Source organism: Rheinheimera sp. A13L (genome assembly GCF_000217935.1).
Lineage (GTDB): Bacteria > Pseudomonadota > Gammaproteobacteria > Enterobacterales > Alteromonadaceae > Pararheinheimera.
On record NZ_AFHI01000034.1, the window covers coordinates 197,358 to 221,108 of the forward strand.

The 23,751-nt window shown below is 43.4% G+C and carries 15 protein-coding genes; 4 read left to right on the forward strand and 11 right to left on the reverse strand.

Annotated elements, in window-relative coordinates:
* Positions 1-21: 21 nt before the first annotated feature.
* The 7 genes from RHEIN_RS15880 to RHEIN_RS15910 form a co-directional block, all read right to left on the reverse strand.
* Positions 22-2,745 carry an ankyrin repeat domain-containing protein gene (locus RHEIN_RS15880; protein WP_008899998.1) on the reverse strand — a complete coding sequence of 908 codons (2,724 nt, stop codon included), beginning with the start codon at positions 2,743-2,745 and terminating at the stop codon, positions 22-24.
* Between the two features lie 129 nt (positions 2,746-2,874).
* A complete protein-coding gene (locus RHEIN_RS15885; RefSeq protein ID WP_008899999.1) occupies positions 2,875-7,110 on the reverse strand; it encodes a DUF3883 domain-containing protein in 4,236 nt (1,411 codons plus the stop codon).
* A gap of 102 nt (positions 7,111-7,212) precedes the next feature.
* Complete coding sequence (locus RHEIN_RS15890) at positions 7,213-8,736, reverse strand: class I SAM-dependent DNA methyltransferase (RefSeq protein WP_008900000.1); 1,524 nt, start codon at positions 8,734-8,736, stop codon at positions 7,213-7,215.
* Complete coding sequence (locus RHEIN_RS20495; RefSeq protein WP_008900001.1) at positions 8,733-9,656, reverse strand: hypothetical protein; 924 nt, start codon at positions 9,654-9,656, stop codon at positions 8,733-8,735. Before RHEIN_RS20495 ends, RHEIN_RS15890 begins: the two co-directional genes overlap by 4 nt.
* Positions 9,656-11,290, reverse strand: a complete 1,635-nt coding sequence (locus RHEIN_RS15900; RefSeq protein ID WP_008900002.1) for an AAA family ATPase — start codon at positions 11,288-11,290, stop codon at positions 9,656-9,658. Before RHEIN_RS15900 ends, RHEIN_RS20495 begins: the two co-directional genes overlap by 1 nt.
* A complete protein-coding gene (locus RHEIN_RS15905) occupies positions 11,291-13,090 on the reverse strand; it encodes a restriction endonuclease subunit S (RefSeq protein ID WP_008900003.1) in 1,800 nt (599 codons plus the stop codon).
* 10 nt (positions 13,091-13,100) lie between these two features.
* The gene (locus tag RHEIN_RS15910) at positions 13,101-15,866 is read right to left on the reverse strand and encodes a type I restriction endonuclease subunit R (RefSeq protein ID WP_008900004.1); all 2,766 of its coding nucleotides are present in this window, start codon (positions 15,864-15,866) and stop codon (positions 13,101-13,103) included.
* Between the two features lie 261 nt (positions 15,867-16,127).
* On the opposite strand from RHEIN_RS15910, the gene RHEIN_RS15915 reads away from it, so the two are divergent.
* Positions 16,128-17,102, forward strand: a complete 975-nt coding sequence (locus tag RHEIN_RS15915) for a competence protein CoiA family protein (RefSeq protein WP_008900005.1) — start codon at positions 16,128-16,130, stop codon at positions 17,100-17,102.
* Positions 17,099-19,174 carry an ATP-dependent helicase gene (locus RHEIN_RS15920; protein ID WP_008900006.1) on the forward strand — a complete coding sequence of 692 codons (2,076 nt, stop codon included), beginning with the start codon at positions 17,099-17,101 and terminating at the stop codon, positions 19,172-19,174. The genes RHEIN_RS15915 and RHEIN_RS15920 overlap by 4 nt, the downstream gene beginning before the upstream one ends.
* Positions 19,175-19,192: 18 nt before the next feature.
* On the opposite strand, the gene RHEIN_RS15925 is transcribed toward RHEIN_RS15920, so the two are convergent.
* Entirely contained in the window at positions 19,193-19,378 is a 186-nt protein-coding gene (locus RHEIN_RS15925) for a helix-turn-helix transcriptional regulator (protein ID WP_008900007.1), read from the reverse strand.
* Between the two features lie 155 nt (positions 19,379-19,533).
* Between RHEIN_RS15925 and radC the strand changes: the two genes are divergently transcribed.
* A complete protein-coding gene (gene radC, locus RHEIN_RS15930; protein WP_008900008.1) occupies positions 19,534-20,010 on the forward strand; it encodes a RadC family protein in 477 nt (158 codons plus the stop codon).
* Positions 20,011-20,171: 161 nt separating this feature from the next.
* A complete protein-coding gene (locus RHEIN_RS15935; RefSeq protein ID WP_008900009.1) occupies positions 20,172-20,732 on the forward strand; it encodes a tyrosine-type recombinase/integrase in 561 nt (186 codons plus the stop codon).
* Positions 20,733-20,789: 57 nt separating this feature from the next.
* Here the strand turns inward: RHEIN_RS15935 and RHEIN_RS15940 are convergent, their stop codons facing one another.
* From RHEIN_RS15940 to RHEIN_RS21070, 3 genes are all read right to left on the reverse strand, one after another.
* A complete protein-coding gene (locus RHEIN_RS15940) occupies positions 20,790-21,866 on the reverse strand; it encodes a hypothetical protein (protein ID WP_008900010.1) in 1,077 nt (358 codons plus the stop codon).
* A gap of 268 nt (positions 21,867-22,134) precedes the next feature.
* A complete protein-coding gene (locus RHEIN_RS15945) occupies positions 22,135-22,800 on the reverse strand; it encodes an inovirus Gp2 family protein (RefSeq protein ID WP_008900011.1) in 666 nt (221 codons plus the stop codon).
* A gap of 213 nt (positions 22,801-23,013) precedes the next feature.
* A partial coding sequence (locus RHEIN_RS21070) for a hypothetical protein (RefSeq protein WP_008900012.1) occupies positions 23,014-23,751 on the reverse strand: 738 nt, incomplete at its 5' end.

A 23,751-nucleotide genomic window follows, 5' to 3' on the forward strand; every position in this document is an offset into this window, starting at 1 on the left:
CAGGCGCAATAATTCTGCCTGTTAACAAACCGCAGCCACATTTTCTAATACCCTTACGACTTGCTGTAATTCTTCAGGCGTCGCACATCGGGTACCAAATTTTGCTCTCTCCTTTGACAGTCGCTCAAACTCGTCTTGGTTTTCAAGCAAATGCTCTGCTAACTCTAACGGCGTCTTATTACCGGCATCACGCAGCCAGGCCATTTTAGGAGCGTTCGAAATTAGCTGCCGTACAGCATGCAGGTTACCCATCCAGGCAGCGGTATGAAGTGGTGTTCTCCCATCGACAGTGACCAAATCTAAACGACATGGCAGGTTTAATAGGTAGTTCACACAATCAACGCTGTTTGATTTAGATGCTGAATGCAGAGCTGTCATACCTTTTATGTCTTGTAAATCCGGATTGGCACCCGCCTCAAGCATGATTTTGACTAATTCAGCATCACCGGCCTGAGCCGCCAGCATTAAAGGTGTTTGCCCTTTAATATCAACGATATTTAGTTGTTTAGGATGCTCTTTTGCAAGTTGACCAATAAAGTTTCGCCACTTTTTGAGCAACAAATTAAACCTGTCCACTTCGCCCCGTAACTCAAAGGGTGCCATTTTCTTAATAATTGGTAACCGCTCAACAAAGCTACTTCTCTTTTTAAACAGCAACATTAAGACAGAGTTACCATCCACATCAGGCAGGTTTGAATTAAGTAGTTGCCGGTTGGATTTAATCCATTGTGTAAATTCATTTTCTGAACCAGCATGAAGTAATTTTAGTAATTCTTCAAAAGCCCGATCAAATTGCTTGCTGGAACCTCTAACAATGGCCTGCACACCTGGATAAGGTTTATATAGCGTGTCCCAGAAATACTCTGATACCCAGCGCGCCGTTTCTTCTATGGACGGCATCTGCTCGCACTCATTCATCATTCCACCAGCAAGCATTTCGCGATAGAACTTTTCATGGTTGTTATGAATTAGCTTTTGATTGGCGACCGATAATGCGAAAGAATCTCTGGCAATCTCGCCACGCAGCGGGCCATAGTTGCGATCATTTGCGGCCTCTAAGGCTTCCCTAAAGCATTTCGATGCATCTTCAAATTGGTTACAAGCCAGCAGATGCTTCGCTTTGTATTGTAAAATGGGAGCTTTCCAGAGTTCATATCCTTGACTTTCTTCAGCCTCAGCAAGCAGAACAGCCACTTTCACCAAAGTGTCTTTTGGTCTTTGCTTACGCTCGCCATTTAGATAACTATCAAGTTCAAAAAGAATAGCTTGAACGGTTTCAGCAGGCGAAGCAGCCAACTCACGCAAACGATTTACAGCAAGGTTTCTCGCATCGGTGGAAAGCCGGGGATGCGCAGCTACCTGACTTATCACCCAGTAGCTTTGTTCATGCTGCAGTGCTCTCCAGGGAGAGGCGACTTGCATTCTGGATAGCAGCTGCTCAGATCTTGCTATTTCGGAACAAAACGATTCAGCTCTCTCAACATTTCGCTGGATAATTTTAGTGACCGAAGCCGGATTAAGTCCGATATGATCTTCCAGTTCCTCGCCAGGTTGCATCTCATAAAAACGACGCGTCAGCAGTTGTGCTAGCTCTTGGTTAGCCGTTGTATAGCGCGACGGGAGAATTGACAGGAAAATACCAAACTTATCCCACTCCGGCAGCTGTTCTTCAAACCAATGGTTTTCTGCTACTTCACCTTGATCACAGTAATTGCGCCAGGCGGCAATAGTGGTGTTATAAACAAACTTATATATAGCGAATAGTTGCAACACTTTGTTTTGCTGCTCATTAACACACAGGCGATCAACATCAGGGCAAAGAAACTTCAACAACCGGCAATAACCATCCTGTACTGTGCGGGCAAAAAGTAATCGCTGGCGAATGGTTTTCATTGAAGGCGCAGCATATCGTTGCGCAATGCAAGCAACAAAAGTATCTTGCTCATCCTCACCAGCACTGCCAACTAAAATGTTTTCCAACCGCTCGGCTTGAGTCATTGGAATTTCCATACGCAACTGCTCAGCCGTAAGCATTTTACCTTCGACAAATTGTAATGCGGCCGCGAACTGCTCGGTAGGTGTTTGAGAGTTGTCTAGTTGAAATGCACCTGCGAAATTGAGCGGTGCATTATCTGCGAAATACTTTTCAATAGACTCTGGGCTGATGGGCGTGGTCGCTCGCCAGTTATAAAGAGAGCGTCTCAGCCCTTCATGCAGGCCATCAGTAAAATCGCTGCGCTGGTCAGAGAAGACTTCTAACGGCATTCCGAGCAAGTCAAGTAACCAGTCGACCACTTGCGCAACTGGCATATATAAAGTGGCATTCCCGTTTTGTTCAATAGTCTCGGGAATATACCAAAATCGACCGCCTGGCATTCCCGTATCTAACGGTTGAGGTAGGTTCCAGAACGAGATCCGACGAGCCAAACTAGGTACGAGAAAATAGCCCAACATATCCCAGACAATTTGCCGCTGGTCTGCTGCAAAGGTCCATGTATTGAGTTCAATGTGCTTGTAGGCATTAGCGAACTCTTCAAGGTTGTGCATCGCATCGAGTTGCATTTGCGGATCCAAGCCAAAGGCATCAAAAATAGCCTCTAGCGTTTCTGTCACCACCACTTGGTGCATATCCAAGCTTAATTGCCCTTTGGCAAACTTATCTTTCTTGTTTGTTGGGTAGCCTTGAATACCCGCGCTTTGACGGATCTCAAGCAAAATAGACTCAATTAGTGGCAAACTGCTCATCGTTAGTTCCTTTAGCTGACCGATTGCTGGTCATTCTGGCAATTCAATTCCTTGTTCTCACTGAAACCTGATGTACCCCCCTATAAACCAAATGAGCAATTGCTTTATGTAATTGTTTTAGAATTGCTTTCAACTAATTTTGGTTGAAGTGTTTTCTTGAACCACAATCTCAAATTCTTCCTTTTTACTAGACCTATCCAAGTCTATATAAACTGAATGTTCGACTATCTCAGGATCGAGAAGCGGATTTTTTAAAACACTTAAACTGAAGGTATCTGCTGATATTTGAGAGATTCTGTACAAATAGTATTTATCAGCATACCTTTTAGCTGCATGCTTTTCGTTGCCCCGTAACTCGATAACAGACAGCTTATCTTTCCGCCCCTTTACCTCAATAAATCTTTCAACCAAATTCAGGTCTCTATTTTTATTCAACGCAAATTGCTCTCGCGCTTCCTCAGTCGCAAAGCTCAAGATATCGCAACCTAAGGCAAGGTCTCCGGTATATCGCCCAACCCAGAGAGGAAAACGCGGTGTTTCAAAGCTTTCTTCAATTTCTAAGACTTTCATTTCGCAAAGATCGCCACTCAAGGGCGTATAACTTATAGATTCACAGCCACCAGTTCTACTGACTTTTTTAACGCTGAGTTTGCGGCTGTTTGGTGCAGACTTTGGTTGCACCGGGATTGGAATGATCGCTAACTTCCCATCTTTCTTGAGTTCACCTTCTGGCTCAGAGTTGGGCTCGCCCCCAATGTCGACAGCTATCGGGTTTATTGGCGTGGGCACTACTGACGGCTTTTCTGGTACCTCACCCTCGACTATCTTTGGTGCCTGTATCACTGGAACATTGACTAAAATAGCTTCGTGGATTAAATAAACACTTTCTTTACTGGCTAAAGCCGCTAGCTGCTCAGCAGAAATATTCTCACCCATCATTTTACTTAGAAGCTGCAGACGTTCTTTTGAGCTGCAACGAAATAGACGAGCAAAATCACCACCATTAGCTAAGCGATATATCGATGCTAAAGCCTCACCAATAACATCCGCCAATAAATCTGATTGATGATCTATGACCTCGTTGGGTGTTTTTATGTAAAGTACATCAGCATCAATAGACCATGCCCAATCTTTCAGTTCGAATGAACATTCAACATCTTGGTATCTAATTTCTAGATATAATTTGGCGCAGAGCTCGAGTCTGAGTTTATCAAGCTCCTTTCTGTATTGTATCTGGCTGGATTGGTTCTCACGTAATGCTTTGAAAAATGGCTTAGCCTGCTGGAAGTGAATATCGAGATCGCTTCCAGTTGCAGCAGGAACAAAGCTCACTATTTTTTGCTGAATTTCATTTCTATCAATTGCATTCACACCCAATAGACGTTTTACCTTATCACTGCCAGAGCGATGAGGTATTTCAGCAATAGCCAAGCGGTTCAATAACTCCTCAGGCAATCCCTCATTATCAACATAGCGCAGCTCGTGAGTAGTAAAATAGCCATGCTGCCCTAGCTTTTTACCCCAGATCTTTCCATTCTCGAAAAACTGAGCTTTATTACTTCTACCTTCTCCGTATGCAGAATCCAAAGCGCCCAAGAGCCATCGATACAAGGTTTTAGCTGCGGGTAACTGTTGCTTGAAATTTGGTAGTTCCAGAAGCTTTGCATAAATCCCATCAAGGCTTAGCTCAGCAACGTTTGTTATTACACCGGCATTACGCCATGCACCAATAACTGCACTACGATCGATGCCAAACTCTGCCATTGCTCTATCTTGAGGCATTGCTGGCCTTGGAAAGATTGAATCACTTAAAGCGTCAGCAAGGATCGCTTGATTGGGACTGATAGCTTCATTGTCGGTGCTAATCACCCAGTTAGTATTTTGAATCAACCAGTATATGTAACTGGGCAATGCTTCCCCATATTGGCGTATTTTATGGGCTCCGCTCCGGTAACAAGTTAAGGTTGCATTTGACGCTTTATTGTTACGCCATAAGCTGCTGCGCTGATCTTTTGATAGCCATGCGAGTAACGATTCGTACTTATCAGCAACGAGAATATTCTCAAGACCATCGATAGAAACACATTCACTCAGCTTCAAATTGGATGAAAAAAGCTCTTGTTTCGATGTAAAAATGTAATCGTCAAACTTCAGAGGGTATGTCAGCTTGCCAGCTAAAAATTGGAGATAACGGCTATCCGCATTAGTATGATTAACCTCTCTTGGCCACTTGGCAACTCCTAGCCATTCGAGAAAACGACTCCATTGTGCTAGCTTTTCATGTTGAATGCCAAAAGCCTCTGGGTTTGCTACAAACTGATCTTTTTTTGGCGCATATAACTGTTGAACAATTGTACCTTCGAGTCCATAACCTTCGCCCATGTATAGTTTTTCAGCATCGACCAAAAGACCATTTTGATTAGGTAGCTTTAGGCTGGTTTTCTGTGGGAAAGCAGGCTTATTTTCTTCATCTCCCTCTGCTCGGTATAGCCGATAAATGGCATCCAGCAGTTGCTGTTCAGTCTTAGCGGCTTGCTCTGGTTCAAGCTCTTTACGATCATTCGCTTGCCGTCTTAAATCCTGAATAAGGCTCCCAAATGCATACTCTTGCAACCCAAATTGCTTTAATTCCTGCCGAAAGCTCCTGACGTCTTTCAAATTCAACGCAGCCATCAGCACATGTTGCATCTCCACATCTAGAAACCACAGCTTGGTCCATCCCGGCAATAATTCAGGTACTCCACCTTTTGGCGAAATGTAAACATCAGCAGTTCCGGAAATTCTTTCTCCGTCACTACTAAGTAAAAGAGATGAAGGGTAATTTTTACTGTTAACAGGAAGCTTCTTTAACCCAATTATTAACTTAACCCTCTGCGCTAAATCTATGCCCACAAGGCTATCAAGCGCTTCATATAGCGCTTCATGCGAAAGTTCTGATATACCTAATTCTCTAAACCAATAAAGCTCAGCATCATCGTTTGGCACGATATTTTTAAAGCCCGAAATTGGTAACCAATCTGAGTTTGCGCCCTTCAGTGAAAAAACATCTGCAACTTTGGACACATTGCCTGCTATCGTTGGCACTATAGTTCTTGTTTTACATGCTTCGTTGAGTAATTTGGGGAAGCCAATTTTTTTGAGGCTTTCTGGGTATTCCCCCAACGGCATTGCTACGCGAAAACCGGCATTGGCTCCAACCGGATATTTTGCAGCTCTTCTTTCAGCTACTTCCGCAAGAAAACTAGCCAGCTGAGTAAACACATAGTCGTTGCTTTTCAGTTTGCTGATTTGGTTACGGCTTTGGTCCAGTTCAAAGGTTGCATGGCAAACAACAGACAAAGGTAAATTGATTTCTGTAGGGAAATAAGTAAACAGCGGTGACGGTTTTAACTCACTTCTAGACTTAACTTCTGGCACCGCGATGACTATCTCATAAAGCACTGCAGCCGTTGAATCTTCAAGATATAACTTGTCCACATTCCCTTGAGTTCGAAAAAGCTGCCAAATACCTATTGGTTCGCCATCTTGCATAACCAGTGAGGCATCATCGTCCCCCTCTTTCGACCAGACAGACAACTTATTTTCCGGCAGTAAAAACCGGACCTCGTCAAGATAAGGCACAAACAACAGCATCTCAGGGCGTAGAGATTCTATTTGTTGCATTGCTTTACTAAATGACTCAGCTTTTTCGAAGGGGATACCGATTACAGTGGTATAGCCAAGGCTTTTCCAGTATTGGCAACGCTCGAAAAGAAAACTAGTAGTCTGGCTAACAGAGCCTGACATAGCAGTTGGAATAGGAAAACCCGGAAACGGAAGCTTCGGCAGGATAATATCGTTATTGTTTTTGTCCCGCTCTCTTTGGACTAAATCAGCAAGCTCGGAAGACTCATCCATGAGCTCTTGCAGTTTATTCGCGCTAACCTCATCACTGTAATAGATTGCTAGCTCACCGCTTAAAATAATCGGGTTGCGCGTCCAGTTCAGAATCGAGCGAAAGCCAAGCCCTTTACAGCCAATAAACTGCCGCTGGTTTAGTCGTTTAGGACTTAAATGAGCATTCTGAAGAGACTTCACGCCACCAACCGAAAAAGCTTTGCCGTTATTTGCTATTAACAAACCGACTTCAGTTAGCTCAATAATCACTTTACCGCTGACATTTTCGGCTTTAGCCTGATCAGCAGCATTTTGCAGTAGTTCTAATATCTCGCGCCCTTCATAATCGCGGCTGGTTGCAAGTTCTCCACGATAATTGCTGATCAAATTTGACGGTTTTGCCAAATATGATTTCTTAGTTTTTTGCTCTTCTGCCTTTAAGACCTCAAACCACTGTTCGCTGGTAGTTGGGATAATCGAATCGTCCATGTACACACTTTTTCCTGCTGGTTTTTTAAGGGCATAATGGCGGCAAATGCCGCCATTACAGAGCTTAATTATGCAAACTAAAAGGAAAGGTTTAAGCGCAGCTTAAACATCATCCTCTTCAACCAGAGCCTCTTCAACACTCTTAAACTCTTCCAGTGCAGCAGTCAACAATTCAACAATTTCAATGGCGATAACGGCTGGTGGTTGCAGGTTGTCACTGTCTTCTAACGACTCATCTTTTAACCAGGAAATATCCAGATTGGTTTTATCTCTGGCGATAATTTCATTGTAACTAAACTCGCGCCAGCGACTATCGGGGCTTGGGCCACCATCCTCTTCGCGCGGGCTATCTTGCCAGTTTGATACGCGCTTTTTCTTATCTTCCGCGCAAAATAACGCTACAAATTCATCAAAATCAGAACGGGTTAATTTGTTCTCTTTCAACGTTTTGTGCACGTTAGTGCGGCAGTCATACACCCAGACGCTCTTGGTCCATGGCTCTTTTGAAGCAGGCATAGCGTCAAAAAACAGTACATTCGCTTTTACACCCTGGGCATAAAAAATGCCGGTTGGTAAACGTAAAATGGTGTGTAAATTAAACTGGTTTAGCAGTACTTTACGAATGGTTTCGCCAGCCCCACCTTCGAACAACACGTTATCTGGCAGCACAACTGCCGCTTTGCCGGTGCCTACGCGCAGCATATTGCCGATGTGCTGCACAAAGTTAAGTTGCTTGTTTGAGGTATCAGCCCAGAAATCGGAACGCTCGTAAGTGAGCTTTTCTTTTTCTAACTTGCCTGATTTCTCGCTGATTATCGTGATAGAGCTTTTCCTGCCAAATGGTGGGTTAGCCAACACCATATCAACTTTATTATCGCCAACCTCTTTCGCCAGTGCGTCAGAAGTTGAAATAGGGCACTCATCAGTACCAATACCATGCAGGTACAAGTTCATGGCACAAAGGCGGGCAACCGAGTCAGAGATATCGTTGCCACGAAACGCCTCTTCTTTTAAAAAACGTGCTTCTTTTTTAGATAACGGGCGCGCTGTGTTTTTGACAATGTAGTCATGTGCAACGGTTAAAAAACCGCCGGTTCCGCAGGCAGGGTCAGCAATAATCTGCATGGGCTGTGGCTGCATCACATCAACAATAGCTTCAATGATTGGGCGAGGGGTAAAATACTGGCCAGCGCCCTTTTTCTCACTTTCAGCGCCCTTTTGCAGCAATCCTTCGTAAATGGCACCTTTGACATCAATACTGAGAGTTGACCATGATTCTTTATTGATCATGTCAATCAATCGTTCAAGCTTGGCTGGATCCTGGATTTTATTTTGAGCCTTGCGGAAAATGGTACCAAGCGTGCCTTTCTGGCCACCTAACATTTCAAGTGTTTTGCGATATTCGGTTTCAAGCTCTGCGCCATCAAGCTTAATAAGCAGCTTCCAGCGCTCGGTTGCTAAGTTCTCTGCTTCTTGACCACCAGCAGCACGCTCTGCTGCCATTTTGAGGAAAATCAGGTAAGTTAGCTGTTCTACATAATCGCCATAGCCGACGCCTTCATCACGCAGCACGTGAGCATAGTTCCAAACGCGGTTTACAATTTCTGTTGTACTGACGTTATTCATTGTGGTTCTCGATCAAGCATAGATTTAACCCATGGAAGGGCAGCAAATTCATTCAAGTAAAGTCTCGCTGCAGTATTAAATTTTGTCTGGGTGCATGAGGGACGTATAAGCTTCATTAGCTCTTTTTTATTAGATTTAATCTGCTGAGAATGCGCGGCAACACCTTGCTGCAATAGATCATTTGTGTTTGCTACTAGCTGATTTATCTTTTGTCTAATAGCCATCCTTGCTTTCTTTGTTGGGCCGTGATTAAGATGAAATCTTTCAATAGATTCAATAGCTTTTTTATAATTATCAGATGTTTGATCACTACAATTAGGCGTAGCAAGTCCATTTATGTTGAAAGCTAACAGTTCACAATCATCAGGATCCGTAGGGTCTAATAATTTAGGGCGCTCCTGATTATTATCTTGCGGCGTCTTATTCCAATCTGGTGGCGTAAACACAGGGAAGTGGTCTTGCTTACCTCCGGCCGTATCAACTTCGACACGGCGCGAGTTGCAGTAAGTACAAGCGAAACGGAAGTTGCGCCAATCAAATGCCAACCACCAATAGCCGGGATGATCACTGCACTCAGCTACTCTACCTTTCGGTCTAAAGTGATCTATTGGGTTGTCAGATCTCAACTCATTGGTTTCGCAATACCAACATTTTCCATTAGACTGCTTTGCCAACACCTCACTTAGGCTCCCCCAAACGTCACTTTTGCTCGCAATAGCAGTTTTCAGGGCAGTACCAGCGGCATTTAATAGCTCCGTGGCAAGCCTTTGAGCATCCCAACCTTCCTGAACTCCTTTTGCACTCGTAGCAACCTCGGCTTCAGCAACCTTTCGATTAACGAATGCCCAAGCGCTAGCTACTTTATCGTCCCAATCATCAGGGAGTTCGAGTTCAACCTCATCAATATCGATGTAACGCATTACTCACCAGCCTCTTCAGCATCCAATTCAGCAAGTATTTCATCCGTCATAACACTCAGCTCTTGCCGATCGCCATCGCTTAAAAAAGTCTGCGTGAATAGTTTATCACTATGCTTCCTGCCCCACGCTTTTACAAAGGCTGAGAAATACGGGTCCGAATACGCCTCTAAAAAGCCAGCTTTATCTAGTTCGGTTTGGAGTTCTTTATACCGAGTTTCTTCGGCGGGAGACCGTTCAATTTTAGCAAGCAAAATGGCGTGCTCATCTAAGCTTTCGAGCGTTTGCGGGTCTAGATCAGAGCGAAGCCCAAACATATCGCTCATCAAAATACCGGAAAAGCCCATACCTTTGGGCTCGTACAGTGGTGGTGTGGCAAATACCTTTAAGTCATTCTCATCTCGCTTCATGATCTGGATCTGCCCCTTTTTCAGAGTAGAAATAACGATGGGATCATGCGTAGCTAAAACAATATGGCTATTATCAACCCCCTCTTTGTTACCTTTTTCCGTGTTGAGATTAAAACCCGCCACTTCTTGCAGGAAGTTGATGTACTCCATGCTCCAAGCAGGATTTAAATGGGTATCAGGCTCGTCAAGTAAGAACAACGACTCATCATCTCTGGTGAATCGTAATAAACCGAGGACAGTTAATAGTTGTTGCTCACCCTCGCTAAGCTCTCTGAACGTTAATGAGTCGTCAGAACCATTTTTATTCTTAATTTTTACCCTGATACGAACTTCAAAAATCAAATTTGAAAAGTAGATACTTTCTAACAACTTGAAGAAGTCTTTGTCCGAGGTATCTTTGCCAACCTGCTTTAAAGCAGACAGATCCTTCAGATATAAAAAGAGTGCATCAACATTTTCTGGACTCTTTTTCATTGGATGCGGGACTTTAATTGTCTTTCGCATTGGAGCTAGAGAGGCTGAAAACAGCCTATCCAGGAATGGCATAACCACTCCATTCGCGTTCCAGAACCTTGAGTCCCCCTCTTTACTCGTCCAATCAGGCTTATTCAAGACAAATAAGACTGACTCGATCCCCTCAATAAAGAGTTTTTCTTTCAGGAATTTGGTTACCTTCTCATCTGAGCTTAAAAAGAAAGCTAACAATACAAAGTTACTATGTACTTTCTGTGCATAGAACAATGGCCTCAAAGGTAAAGTTTTTTCATCCAAACCATATTTATTGGGATAAAGCAACTGGTCTCTGAAGATTCTTTGATGATCATAAAAGTGAGTTGCAAGCCGATCACTTGGTCCAGAGTAATAACCAAAGACATTCGATGGCAAAAAGCGTCTTTGCTCATCATCGAAAAATTCTCCGGCTTTATCTGTTACGAGTTTTCCCTCTTTTGATACAACTTTAATGTTGTACTGCTCTTTTTTGATTTCAGTAGCGAGCGCCTCCACTGTAATTCTGTTACCACGACAAAGGTATTCTAGACGGTATGAGAATGTGGGAGATTTGTGTAGATCGAGTTCACGAAATATAATTACCAGAGCCTCAATGACATTAGACTTACCTGCCCCGTTCCATCCGATGACAACGGTGACCAGCTCATCTTCATCAAAGTCTATTTCAATGTTCTTTAAGTTTTTAAACTCACTGATCCACAGCTTATCTAGCTTCATTCAGTTTACTTCCTTGTATTCGAACTTATCGCCTTGTTTCTTTTTATCTAAAAAATACGGAGTTACTTCGATCCCTGCGCGGGAAGATACTTCCTTTAACTCTTGATAAAATACTTCAATACTTTCAGGCGAAACATCACTTTGAAAACCAGCAAGCTCAAATATTTCTTCAACCTTTAACGCTTTTTTAGATTCTTTAATTACTTCAAAAATAGGCCTCTTGTTCATGATCTTTGCCTTTTTTTTCATTTTCCGCTGAGTAACTTTTTCGTTCGTAAATGACTTTAGTTTTTCATCTAGAATTCTTTCCAATAGCTCTTCAGCCGTTTCTTCCGTCTGTTCATTACAGACCAATCTACCAGTGAATGCTTTGCTTAAAATCGCAGCTTTTAATCGTGCACTAAGCTTAATCTTGTGGTCTAACTCCTCTTCGGTCTTAAATGCTGCAGCAAGTTTTTCTGTGACTAAAGACGATATTTCTCTAGCTTCCTCCAAAGGAGGCAATGGAATAGGTAGGCTGGAAATTTTTGAAATGCTTAAGGTATAAAGACCGGATGTAGAGCTTGCGACCGCTTTGATTTGATCTCGACCGTACAGCGACATTAACCAAAAAACGATAAATTCGCTGAGTGTTTTTTCAATCAATCTGACCTTAATTAAATGATTCTGGTGAACACATGGACTAACAGAATTATCCCAAATTGCAATACGACCGATTTGTTCAGGGCTGCCATTCCCTTCAACTATAAGCAAATCTTTATCTTGAAGAAGTACTCTATCTAGTTCCGTCTCAGAAACGCTAATTTCATGGATTTCGTCTAAGCGAAGTTCATTTGCGTAGACATTAGCAACCCTTAAGTACGGGATCTTTCGTTGATTAGTATTTTTTTTAATGCTCTTGGTAAGACCACCGCTAACGAAACCAATAGATTCAAAATAACACCACTGCCAACCTTCAGGTAATTCGAAGGGGGGATTACTATCAAAAGAGCTATTCGGCTCTTTATACTTATCTTTCCAATTGCCGCCTTTTGGCAAACTACCTTTTCTAGCATAGATTTTTAGCTGTTCCTGCTCCCAGTTTTTACGCCGCTCAGTGAGAATTCGCTCCAGTAATTTATCCGCAGGCTCAAGCTTTTCAGCATTTTGTACACGCCATTTTTCGGTAAGTTTACCCGTTACGGCATCTTTTAATACCGACTGTCGATATTGCTGTAACTTTGCTTTTGTTTGTTTTAAGCCCTCCACGCCAGCGTCGATATGGGAAAATAACTCTTCTATTTTATCGACTATGACTGTTTGTGCGTTAAGAGGGGGCAGTGGTAGGGGAATCTGCCCAATAGACCCCGAAGACAGATGCTTAACAGTTACTGAAGATGTTTCAGCATGTATCGCATTAAGATATGGTTGGATAACGTAGAATAGAAATTTTTTATTATAAAGTTCCGTGTTTACATCAATCTTACATACTCGCTGATTTAAGAGCGCATCCTCGCCTTGCCAAATTGCGGCATTAAAATCGCCATCCATTCCAACTAATAAATCACCCTTCTTTACGATATATTGCTCGTCAAATTCACCCGAGTAATATGTATTTGTCCTGTCTTTTCCAACATCTCGAATTCGGATTAAAGCTTTACCTTTGCCTGAGTCACTGGAAAACAATGCAGACTTAAATGCGTACCCATTGAGAATATTAGCAATATGGTCAAGCTCAACCCTCTCCCACGAGGGGTGTTTACCTAATACTTCTTTTGAGGATTCCTGCACGATCTCTGCAGGGCTTCTAGCAAGTGCCATCAATTTATACCTAAGCTATAAGATAGCCATTTAATTCGTCAACTACGTTATTCAGCTTTTCACCGAATAACTGCTTAGCCTTGAGCACGCCACCTTTCTGGTTAAATGGGGCATAGTCAAAGTCATCGATCATCATTTCTGCATTTTGCGCAATTTGCTGCTTAATTAAGTTAAGCCACTCCAGCTGCGCTGGTGTAAATTCAGTGCCCGAATACTGTTGCTGCTGCACCCAGGCATTAAACCTGCGCTCTACTAACTCGGGAAATGGCTCTAACACATCTTTTAGCCCTGTCGCGTAGGAAACTAAGCTGACGATATTGGTTAAAAGCGTTGCCGGTGGCAGACCTTTTACCTTCGCCGTTTCCAACTGCTGATACGCCTTCCACACTTCGATAGGGGCGATATTGTACGGTGGTGCCTGAATATTTTCAGCTAATGCTTCGATTTGTTCGTAACTTAAATGCCGCTGTTGGTAGGGTTTGCTGTAAATTAGCTCAATTGCGCTTAGTTCTGCTTTGTTATCGGCAATAAACTGCTTAAAACTTTTGATAATGTGCTGAGCCTTTTCGGCATCAAAGCCGGCACTCTGCAACTCGTCAGCAGTATCGTCGATAATTTGGTCGGTTTGCCGTCTTACTTTTTCAATGGTTTCCCGTACATCCGGGTTATGAAACGGTTTCACAGCAGCTTCGGCAATGGGTTTGTAGACTTCATCGCGTTGCTCTTGTGTAGGTGCATCGGTACCAAACTGAATTTTTGCCTGCTGCTCTAGGTACTCTTCATTAGTCGCCCTGATAAGCTCGCCTGCCACTAACGCCAGGGGTTTACCTATTGGCTCACTTAACATAGCACGCTGTTTTGCATCCATGGTAAGGTCTAAACGCACCAGCCTGTTACCCAGGGTTTGGAGCGTTTCAGCCGAGCGATCGCCCCTGGCTATTTGCTCCATCAGCTTTTCAGTTGAGACGGATGGCTTCTTTTCCATCGATTTACTTTCGGTTTTATCACTCTCGGTCACACCAACAGCATCCACGAGGACAAACCGGGTTTTAGCTTTGGCGTCTGGCGTTACCTGGTGTAGCGAATCGATATCGATAACGCGGGTACCACGGCCTTTCATCTGCTCGTAGTAGGCCTGGCTGCGCACATCGCGCATAAAAATCAGACACTCTAGCGGTTTAATGTCAGTACCGGTCGCAATCATATCTACCGTAACGGCTATACGCAGCCTTGGGCTGGTGCGAAACTCGGCGATAGTGTCTTCTGCAGCTTTTTTACCCACGCGATAGGTGATTTTTTTACAGAAGCTGTTTCCCTCGTTAAATACCTCGCGTACTTTATCGACGATACGATCAGCATGATCATCATCTTTAGCGAAGATTAGTGTTTTGGGTACCCAGCTGCGATCGGCAAAACACTCCGGCAAGCAGCGTTCCTTAAATGCCGTTAATACAGTTCGGATTTGATTCGGCGCTATTACGCTGCGGTCTAGTTGGGTTTTGCTGTAAGCCTGATCCTGGTCCAGCACTTCCTGACGCTGCTTTTTAGTCAAGCGGTCACGAACCTGAACGGCGGTGCCCGCTTCGATTACATCACCTTGCTCTGTTTTTTTGGTTTTAATTCGATAGATGTCATAACCCACATTTACTTTATCGATAACAGCTTTTTCGTGAGTGTATTCAGCCACCAGATTCTGATTAAAAAAGCCAATGGTCTTTTTGGTTGGTGTGGCAGTAAGGCCAATGATAAAAGCATCGAAGTACTCGATGACCTGCCGCCATAAGTTGTAAATTGAGCGGTGGCACTCGTCGATTATGACTAAATCAAAAGCTTCAATTGGGATTTCAGAGTTATAGCTGACTGCTCTTGGTGCTGTAGAGAGTGTTTCTTCTTCGATCTCATACCCCGAGCGTTCATCAGCATCATCATCCAGCTCTACACCACTTAACTGGGAATACAAGCGCTGAATAGTCGATATAGTCACTTTAGTTGTGTCGGCCACGCCGGTGGTACCAAGAATATTCACGTTGTAATGCGATGTGAATTTTCGGCCATCAACAGGGGTATCGTACTGTTCAAATTCCTTTTTGGCCTGACGGCCTAAATTACCCCGGTCGACTAAAAACAACACTCGCTTTGCTTTAGCGTAGTGAGCAAGGCGGAAGATCTGGGTAACGGCGGTAAAGGTTTTACCTGAACCAGTGGCCATTTGTAGTAAAGCACGAGGTTCATTTCGCTTTAACGATTTTTCTATACCGGAAATGGCTTCAATCTGGCAGTCGCGCAGGCCATTCGTTTCAAGCACAGGTAGGTCGAGGAATCGGTCGCGAAGCGTCTTTTCTTCCTCCAGCCATTTCTTTAAGGTTTCGGGTTTATGAAAATGAAATACATTGCGGCTGCGCGCTTTCGGGTCGCGATAATCGCAAAAACGAATTTCTGTGCTGGTTGCTTCGTATGTAAAAGGGAGAGCGTCCATCCAACGCTGAGTAAACGCAGATTTAGAGATGCTGTAACGACCACTTTGCTCAGCAACACCGCCCAGCGAAACGCCATCTTTCTTAGCTTCGATCACGCCACAAGCTTTGCCTGCTACAAATAACATGTAGTCAACTGGACCGGTTGTAGTATCCATTTCCCGGATAGCTACGCCGTACACCCCCTCTTTACCGGCGATAAGATTCATACGCTTTTTGTCTTGGACAACCCAGCCAGCATCAGCCAGCTTCCTATCTATAATGACACGCGCCTGATCTTCAGGTCTTAATTGGCCATCCATACCTGCCCTTAAATTAAAGAATCATATTTAAGCTAATCAGCAACCGCTCAGTCCGCCTATCTATAGAGAGACTTACTTTATACGCGTTAAAACAGCTGTTTGCGAAAACTTACAATGCCCAACGCTGCATGTGATTGATGTTAAATTTACTATACCTTCAAGTTCCCAATTTTTAAAATATTTTCCTTGAAAAGCAACCTCTCTGCCGTCAACAATACCCTCACTAAATCAAATTATTGAGATAGGTCACCAGGATATTCAATGCAAGGGAATGAGCAGTCGGTACAGTTTGCATATGCCAAAACCGATGAAAATGAGTTAGTACACATCCGAAAAGCTTCGCGGGCTGAGCGATACATTTGCCCGAGTTGCCATGAATCAATGATACCGGTGCTAGGTGAAAATAATGCCAAGCATTTTCGTCACCATAAAGCTGTTTGCTCTTATGAGAGTTACCTGCACCAGACAGCAAAAATAGCGATCTATCATCGCCTTCTAAATGAAAATGTCGTGCCGCTTAAACTTCTTCGGGAGGCTGAGTGTCGTTCTGCTAAAGCAGAGTTACTAGCCGGCCAGTTTCAGCCTTGTAAGATGCTTATCCCCGCAATTTATAACTTAAAGGCGCTTTTTGATCAGGTTGCGCTTGAGCAATACGACGCAGAAACTGGGTTTAAACCGGATGTCTTGCTAACTGATGCCAACTCGAGCGCAAAGTGCTATATCGAAATTCACGTCACTAACCCATGCTCTAAAGACAAAATAGACACTGGCGTGCCAATACTGGAATTTCATGTGAAATCAGAGTCGGATATTACGGCACTGATCAGCAGTGACTTTAGCGCTGAAGATACCATATTGACGTATTACAACTTCAAACTTACAAGCCGTGTCACTGACCACTGTCTGGAGCAATGTCACCACGCAAAAGTTGTAATAGATGAGTGGAAGTTAAGCCCTAATGGGAGACTACAAAAACAAACTTTCAGATATCAGGACATTGATCATACTGCAACAAGCCCTAGCATCGCATGGCCGAAAAATTTGGCCCCGCAAGAACAACTTACAAGATTACGAAACTTGATACACAGAGCTGACGCCCTGAACGTTCATGCCAACTGCGTTAATTGCATTCATGCATCTAACTGGGAGAATGGATTCCTTCACTGCAGTAAAAAGCACATAAAAGCACCTTACACAGAAGCAAAGTTGTGCGCGCAATATAGGTCAGTGAAATGACAAGGAAGAGTAAGACCGTTACACAAGAGCAGCGTCTTATTATCGAGCATAACGGCTCACATGCATTAGTTAAAGCAGTACCTGGCAGTGGCAAAACCACTACTTTAGTAAAGCATGTGCAGCGCTTACTGCAAAACGGAGCAATGCCGGAACAGATACTGGTGCTGATGTACAACAAAGCGGCTCAGGTAAGTTTTACCGAAAAATTGAACATCACATTAAAAAACCAGTATCGATCACCCGATGTTCGCACCTTTCATAGCCTTGCTCTTGAGATTGTTCAACAAGCGGTGCGAAGAGGTGAATTGGGCCACAAAAAACTGCTAACGACTGATATGCCCGAGTACAGAAGTATCATTAGAGAGGCATATCGGTATGGTTATGCTGCTGAAGACAGCTTTATTGAGCAGAACGAAATAGAAGAGTTAGAACTGTTTATTGATCGCTGCCATGCAGACGGTGCTTTGCCTGAAGAAGTAGCTTCCGATCCCGTATTTGCGAGATATCCGAATGGACACATTAAGGCTTACCAGCGGTTTTATGAATTGTTGCAGGAATACCGTTTTCGAACCTTCGATAGCATGCTCGCTGAAGCAAAACAGGTCATTACAAAGCAACCACAACTTTTCATTCAGCTTAGTAATATAATCGTAGACGAATATCAGGACGTTAATTTGGTCCAACATGAACTGATTCGATTGTTAGCAGGTGATAAAGCCAGTGTAATGGCTGTCGGGGATATCAATCAGAGTATTTATAAATGGCGTGGGAGCCGGCCTGACTTTATCGACGGCATTTTTGAACAGCAGTTTAAGCCTATAAAGGTGTTTCATTTATCCTGCACCTTTCGCTTCGGTCATCAATTATCACTTATTGCCAATTCTCTTATCAGTAAAAATACGCATAAAACTGCAAAGTTGTGTATCAGTCAGCCAACACAAACACCCCACACTGATGTATCCATTCACCCAGGGTTTTGTCTGTCGAGAGTTTCATCTCTGTTAACGCCAGGCGCTAATTCAACAGCCATACTTGCCAGAACCAATGCTCACTTGGCAGAAACGGAACTAGCGTTGCGCTTATGCCAGATCCCTTATGCTTACCCCGATGAAAAAGCTGATGGCAGTAACAGCGCAGAAAAAACCACTCTATTCAGGCGCAAGGAAATTTGCGTGCTAGTTGCTGCATTTTTACTTTGTATTGATGGTGACCTTAAGCGGCTAAGCCGACATCCAGGCAAAAAGGCGATTCTTGCCGGCTTCCTATGGGATGCTGGCATCAGTTGGACAACAGGCCAAATGAAAGATGTGCAAACAAAGCTACTTAACCAGAGTGCTGACATTTGGCAGCTGCTAACCTCTGCTTTGCAAAATGGCCGTAAGCATCGCTTACGATTAAATGACTTACTTTCTTTAAAAGACTCAGCACGCGAAACAGATTTGGCAGCTGAAGTGTATCAAAAAATCGCGATGGCCGGCCTTACCGAAAATATTGGCTTTGAATCATCTATACGGCGAGAATCAAACGATCAGCGCAGGGGTATGTTTAGAATCAAAGAGTTTTTGCAATCAAGCAGAATAACCGCTGGAGAACTTTTATCTGCCGTGCTGAATCCGCAGACAGCAAACAGTGGCTTTAGCCATGTTACATTGGCAACCTTCCATGCTGCCAAAGGGCTGGAGTATGAAACCGTTATTATTACCGGATTAAACGATGCAGAATTTCCATCAAGTTCACCGCAGGAAGTAACCTCACACTCTGAAGCAGAAGAGATTACCAGTGAAGACTCAGAGGAAGAAGAGCGACGGCTTTTTTATGTCGGCATCACCCGAGCTAAGCAAAGATTGTATTTACTGGTACCGCACGATGAGCGATTAGCACAATGGATTGATAAAGGCTGGAATACCACTCCGAAGCAAAACCCTATTGCCTCGCGATTTGTTTATGAACTTGGCTTAACGGATTGTAAAAGAGTTAGCCAGGCTATCTATACCGAGACTGCTGATGAGATCAACAGCTTTACTAATAAGTTGTCTAGGCAGTATTTAGATGAGCTTCGCAGGCTTAGATGATATTTCTCGTCACTTTATTTAGCTAAGTTGGCGCTGCTCAATCTTCTCTTGGATCCAGTCTTGTATCTCGCTTTCCACCCAAGCTACCATCCTTACGCCAAGCTTTACTGGCTTTGGAAAACGTCCTTCTGCAATAAACTTATAAACGGTAGAGCGTGCCAGGCCGGTGCAATCCATCACAGACTTTAATTTAATCAGTTTCATGGTTAGGTCCTCTTATTTATCCAGACCATGAGCGCGTTGTGTATTTTTTAACTTTAAGCGGCCACCAAGCACCTACAGCTAACGAATCGAAAAAAATTCAGACCTATATCACCTCAATGCATAAGCAACTAAATGTTAATTAAGGAGATATACCTATGGCACCAAAACCCTCTACTGCTGACGTTGTAAAATGGTCAGTCGCCGCCTTAGAAGTACTAGATAAAGCTGCAACCCTGATCGCCAAAAAATATGCCCGCAAAAACGCTTTTACCAATCCAGAAGCAACGAAGGATTATTTGAAGTACCGCATGGCTCATCATGAGCGAGAGGTATTTGGCGTAATGCTGCTAGACAACCAACACCGATTAATACACTTCTGTGAGTTGTTCTACGGCACTATCGACGCAGCACCGATTTACCCACGTGAAGTGGTAAAGCTGGTGCTGGAGCATAATGCTGGTGCTGTGATCTTCGCTCACAACCATCCATCTGGCGTAGCAGAGCCATCCGAGGCAGATAAACGGATCACCAAACGACTAACCGACGCACTGGCACTAATTGATGTAAAAGTGCTGGACCATATCGTTGTTGGAGAAACAGCTGTGTCTTTTGCTGAACGTGGGCTGCTTTAGGCTCAAACTCTAGGTTAGCGAATATGTACAAAACGGCATAAAAACCAAGTTCCCAAATTGTCCTTTTGGGAACTTGCAAAGCCTTATAAATCAGCACTTTTACTTTTGAAAGGTGCTGAAGTTCTCAAAAACGCGTTTTAATCGAAAAGAGGAAGTTGACTATGGCTGAGGTACAAGCGGTCAAAAGCCTGGATACGGTGAAACTGATTAGTCACTTACTGGACAGGCACTACGGCCAACAAATGGCGGATATTTGGAATGTAGGGTTAAACCTGGCTCTGCGGATCACAGATTTACTGTCAATCCGTTTTTCAGACATTCAGGCTGAGCGGCTGCTTTTAAAGGAGGGTAAAACAGGCAAACTTGCCAATATCAAACTAAACCAGAAAACTATTGAGATTATCCATCGGATTAGAACGGAGCATCCCACTCATTTCTATCTATTTCAGTCATACAGAAATCAACGTGCTGGCAATGTTCCACCTGCACCACTTTCACGCCGCTATGTCAGCCGGGCTTTTGCCCTGATAGGTGAAGATGTAGGGATCGACCTTGGCACACACTCAATGCGCAAAACTCGCGGTTACCACTTGTATAAAAGTACCAAGGACATTGCTAGAGTGATGAAAATGCTACGACATAGCTCTGAAGGTGTGACTTTGCGCTATATCGGTATTACCCAGGAGGATATTGATAAAGACTTTGTTGAACTGGAAATCTGATTCAAGCATAAGGCTACCGCGGATGCGGTAGCCTTATGCTGTTATCTTATTTTTTTCTTATTTCCTCACTGAACTCACTAAGATTTGCATACGTTCAGCTAATAACTGAGATTCACACCTCTGGCTTTCTGAAATAACTGGTAAAGAAATACCATCGTATCCGACAGGTGTTGCAGGACCGTATTCATCCCATGCATCGCCTGTATCGGAGTTTATTAAACTATAGTTGTCAGTCGTTATATCTATTTGCTGGCTGAGGCCGAACAGATACCAAGCCCATAGTTCAACTTCGTCCATCAGGCCCTCAGCTAATCGCACTAAATTCTGATGTGTTGGATTTTGAAGCACAGCCAAACGATTCCAATCATCCAAAAACTCATCGGTAATACCATCACACATATTGTCTTCGAATAGCTCTAGCAGATAGGAAGCATCAAGCTGCCAGCACAAGTTGGGCGCGCGCTGATCATGGATCACGTCTGTGACAAAAGGACTTGCTAGTTGGGCGCATGATTCCGCACTAAATAAAGTGCGTCTACGCTCATCTGCAGCTAATTGTCGTTCGTAAGTATTAGCCCACTCCTCTGCTACAGCAGATAATTTTACGCCGGCTTGACGTTGCTCGTACCAATAGGAACTGCCATCAGAATAGTGTTCATCCCCTGAATGTTGCTCTTGCTCGTGGCAATGCCAAACATACCTCAGCAGCGAGATCTCAGCATCATGGCTAGTAAGTATATTTTCGTAACAAGCTTTGACCTCTGAAGGCAGGAGTTTGGCTTGCCCAGCTGCGATACCCAAATGTTGAGCAATTCTGATAAGACTGATTTTTGGCTCCAGCTCATCGACATCAAAATGTTGTATAACACTTTGCTTAAGTTGGCTGGCTAAAGATGCAGGGATGTTTAAATCGGCCAATCTCGCATCAAACCGAGCAAAGGCAGCTGCTTGATCTGCAATCGCAGAGTTAAGCTTTTCTTTACCGATGACTTTATCTGCTTTGAATGATGCGTATGTCTTATAACCCAAATACGCGGCCATTAACTCCAATATCTGAGAGCGGGTTGGCGTAACAGTGTGGTGCTGTTTAAGTTGTTGCAGAACTGCATGGGAAATAGCGGATAAGTTATACATAATTAACTCCGGAGGCTGAGTGCCGTGAGCAATTAACCATGACCGCATGCGTTTAAGGCCAGGTCGCTCAACCTGGAATTAAATTAATAGGCTTTGTTTACACATAACATAGATACGCTTAAGCGATTGCTGCCTGTTTTCACTCGCATGTAAGTGAGGCGGGCGCCTTTTTAGAAGGCTAACCCGCAATTTAGAAGCTTGCAAGGTAAATTTTCCAGCCGGTAATACCGTCTAAATTTTAATTCTACATTGCCTGTAAAAAATCGTTTTAGCCTATCGATGTGCCAAAGGATCTTTGTCCTATACCAAACATCTTGGTCTCCGCTTTTGCAAAGTAGCTCACTCGATAGAATAAACTCTGTATTTGAGATTGGTATTCAGGCAAGTTGCGATTGAGCCTGTATTCCGCATTTACAGGAAAGTGCACCAATCTGGATGCAGATTCAACGTGTCGATTTATTGCGATTGCCCAAGCTGTCTTAATACGAGCCGACAAGTTACCTTCAGAGTTTTTAAACAAACCCAGAGTTCGATATCTATCATGGTTCAGAATAATTAACACATGATAGTGCGGTCGTCCTTCGACACCCCATTCTCTGGTCCAGCAGTAACGCAAACGGTGAGGATGCACACGCTTACCTTCCTTTAATTTTTGCTGATCAGCAGCCTCAAGCAGTCGCTTCAAAGCATTAAAGAAACGGGTAATCACTTCAGAGTCAGTAACATCAAATTCAGGTGGGAGCCTGAGATCGAATCTAACTGCATATGCTCGTGGCGTATCAGCCAATGCGTTTACGATTGTTCTACTGATCGCTGCAAGATTGTTTTCAATCAGTGGACCACGACTTAAGTTAACTGAAAGCCCGTTATAGGTTGGTTCATACCAATAACCATTGCCAGGACAACCTGGGGTTTGAAAAGTTGATACGTACATGTGTGCTACTCCTGTGTTGTTTGTTCAACACATGAGCAAGCTATGTATTAATTTACGTATCCCATTAAAAGATCGAAATACTCACCGGGTTAATACTCTTATAAATATTAACCATATACCGACATTCAGCAGCCACTCCTGCTAACGTTTAGCTTTAAAGGATTACTAACTAGAGGTGAGCTGGAATTAGTGAAGTTTTGAATTAATTGCACATTATGATGACTTAAATAGAGAAATATTAGAGCGATATAAAACACCACTGTACACCATACAATCGCCAATTTTTTTATCATTCGGGACATATACCTCTAAAACGCAATAAACGGTTAGCCAAATATTGTTAGAGTTCTGTTCTTCACTCTCTGAAGTATCAGATACTTCGGTGGCGCTTGGATTCGAGATCATTAGAAAGCTGGGCACATGGCCAATAAGTTGAGCGTCGGTTACTCCGCATCTAAGTGCCCAAGTTATCCATCGCTTTGAAAGAGTAGTTATAACTTCTGCCAGCTCGTTATTAAGTGCTAACAGAGTATATCGCTTCAATAACTCAAAATCGGTATTCCTTGAAGCTATAGAATGATAATTGTCTAAGTTATAAAAATCTTTTATATCTTGCTGTTCACTCACTAGATGTGTAACCAACGCCTCATGCACCCATTTTCTTAAGTCTGCTTTCACTGCGCTAGGAAGTCGTGCTGTATCACTTGTTTTTCTGAGATCACTGCAAACATAAGCAAATTTCGGAACCAAAGAACAAATTGTCGATACGCAAAGATGGTGGACAGCAGCTGCGAGTTTCTTGTGGCTAAAGATTTTTGATAACTCGTAATATTGCTCTACTGACAGAGGTATATCACCTGAAGGAAGCTTGTGTTTCTTGGACGCACGAGCAGAATTATAAAATCTATGTAGTGAGCTGATAAACCTAAATGGTGTAAAGTTGCCGCTAAA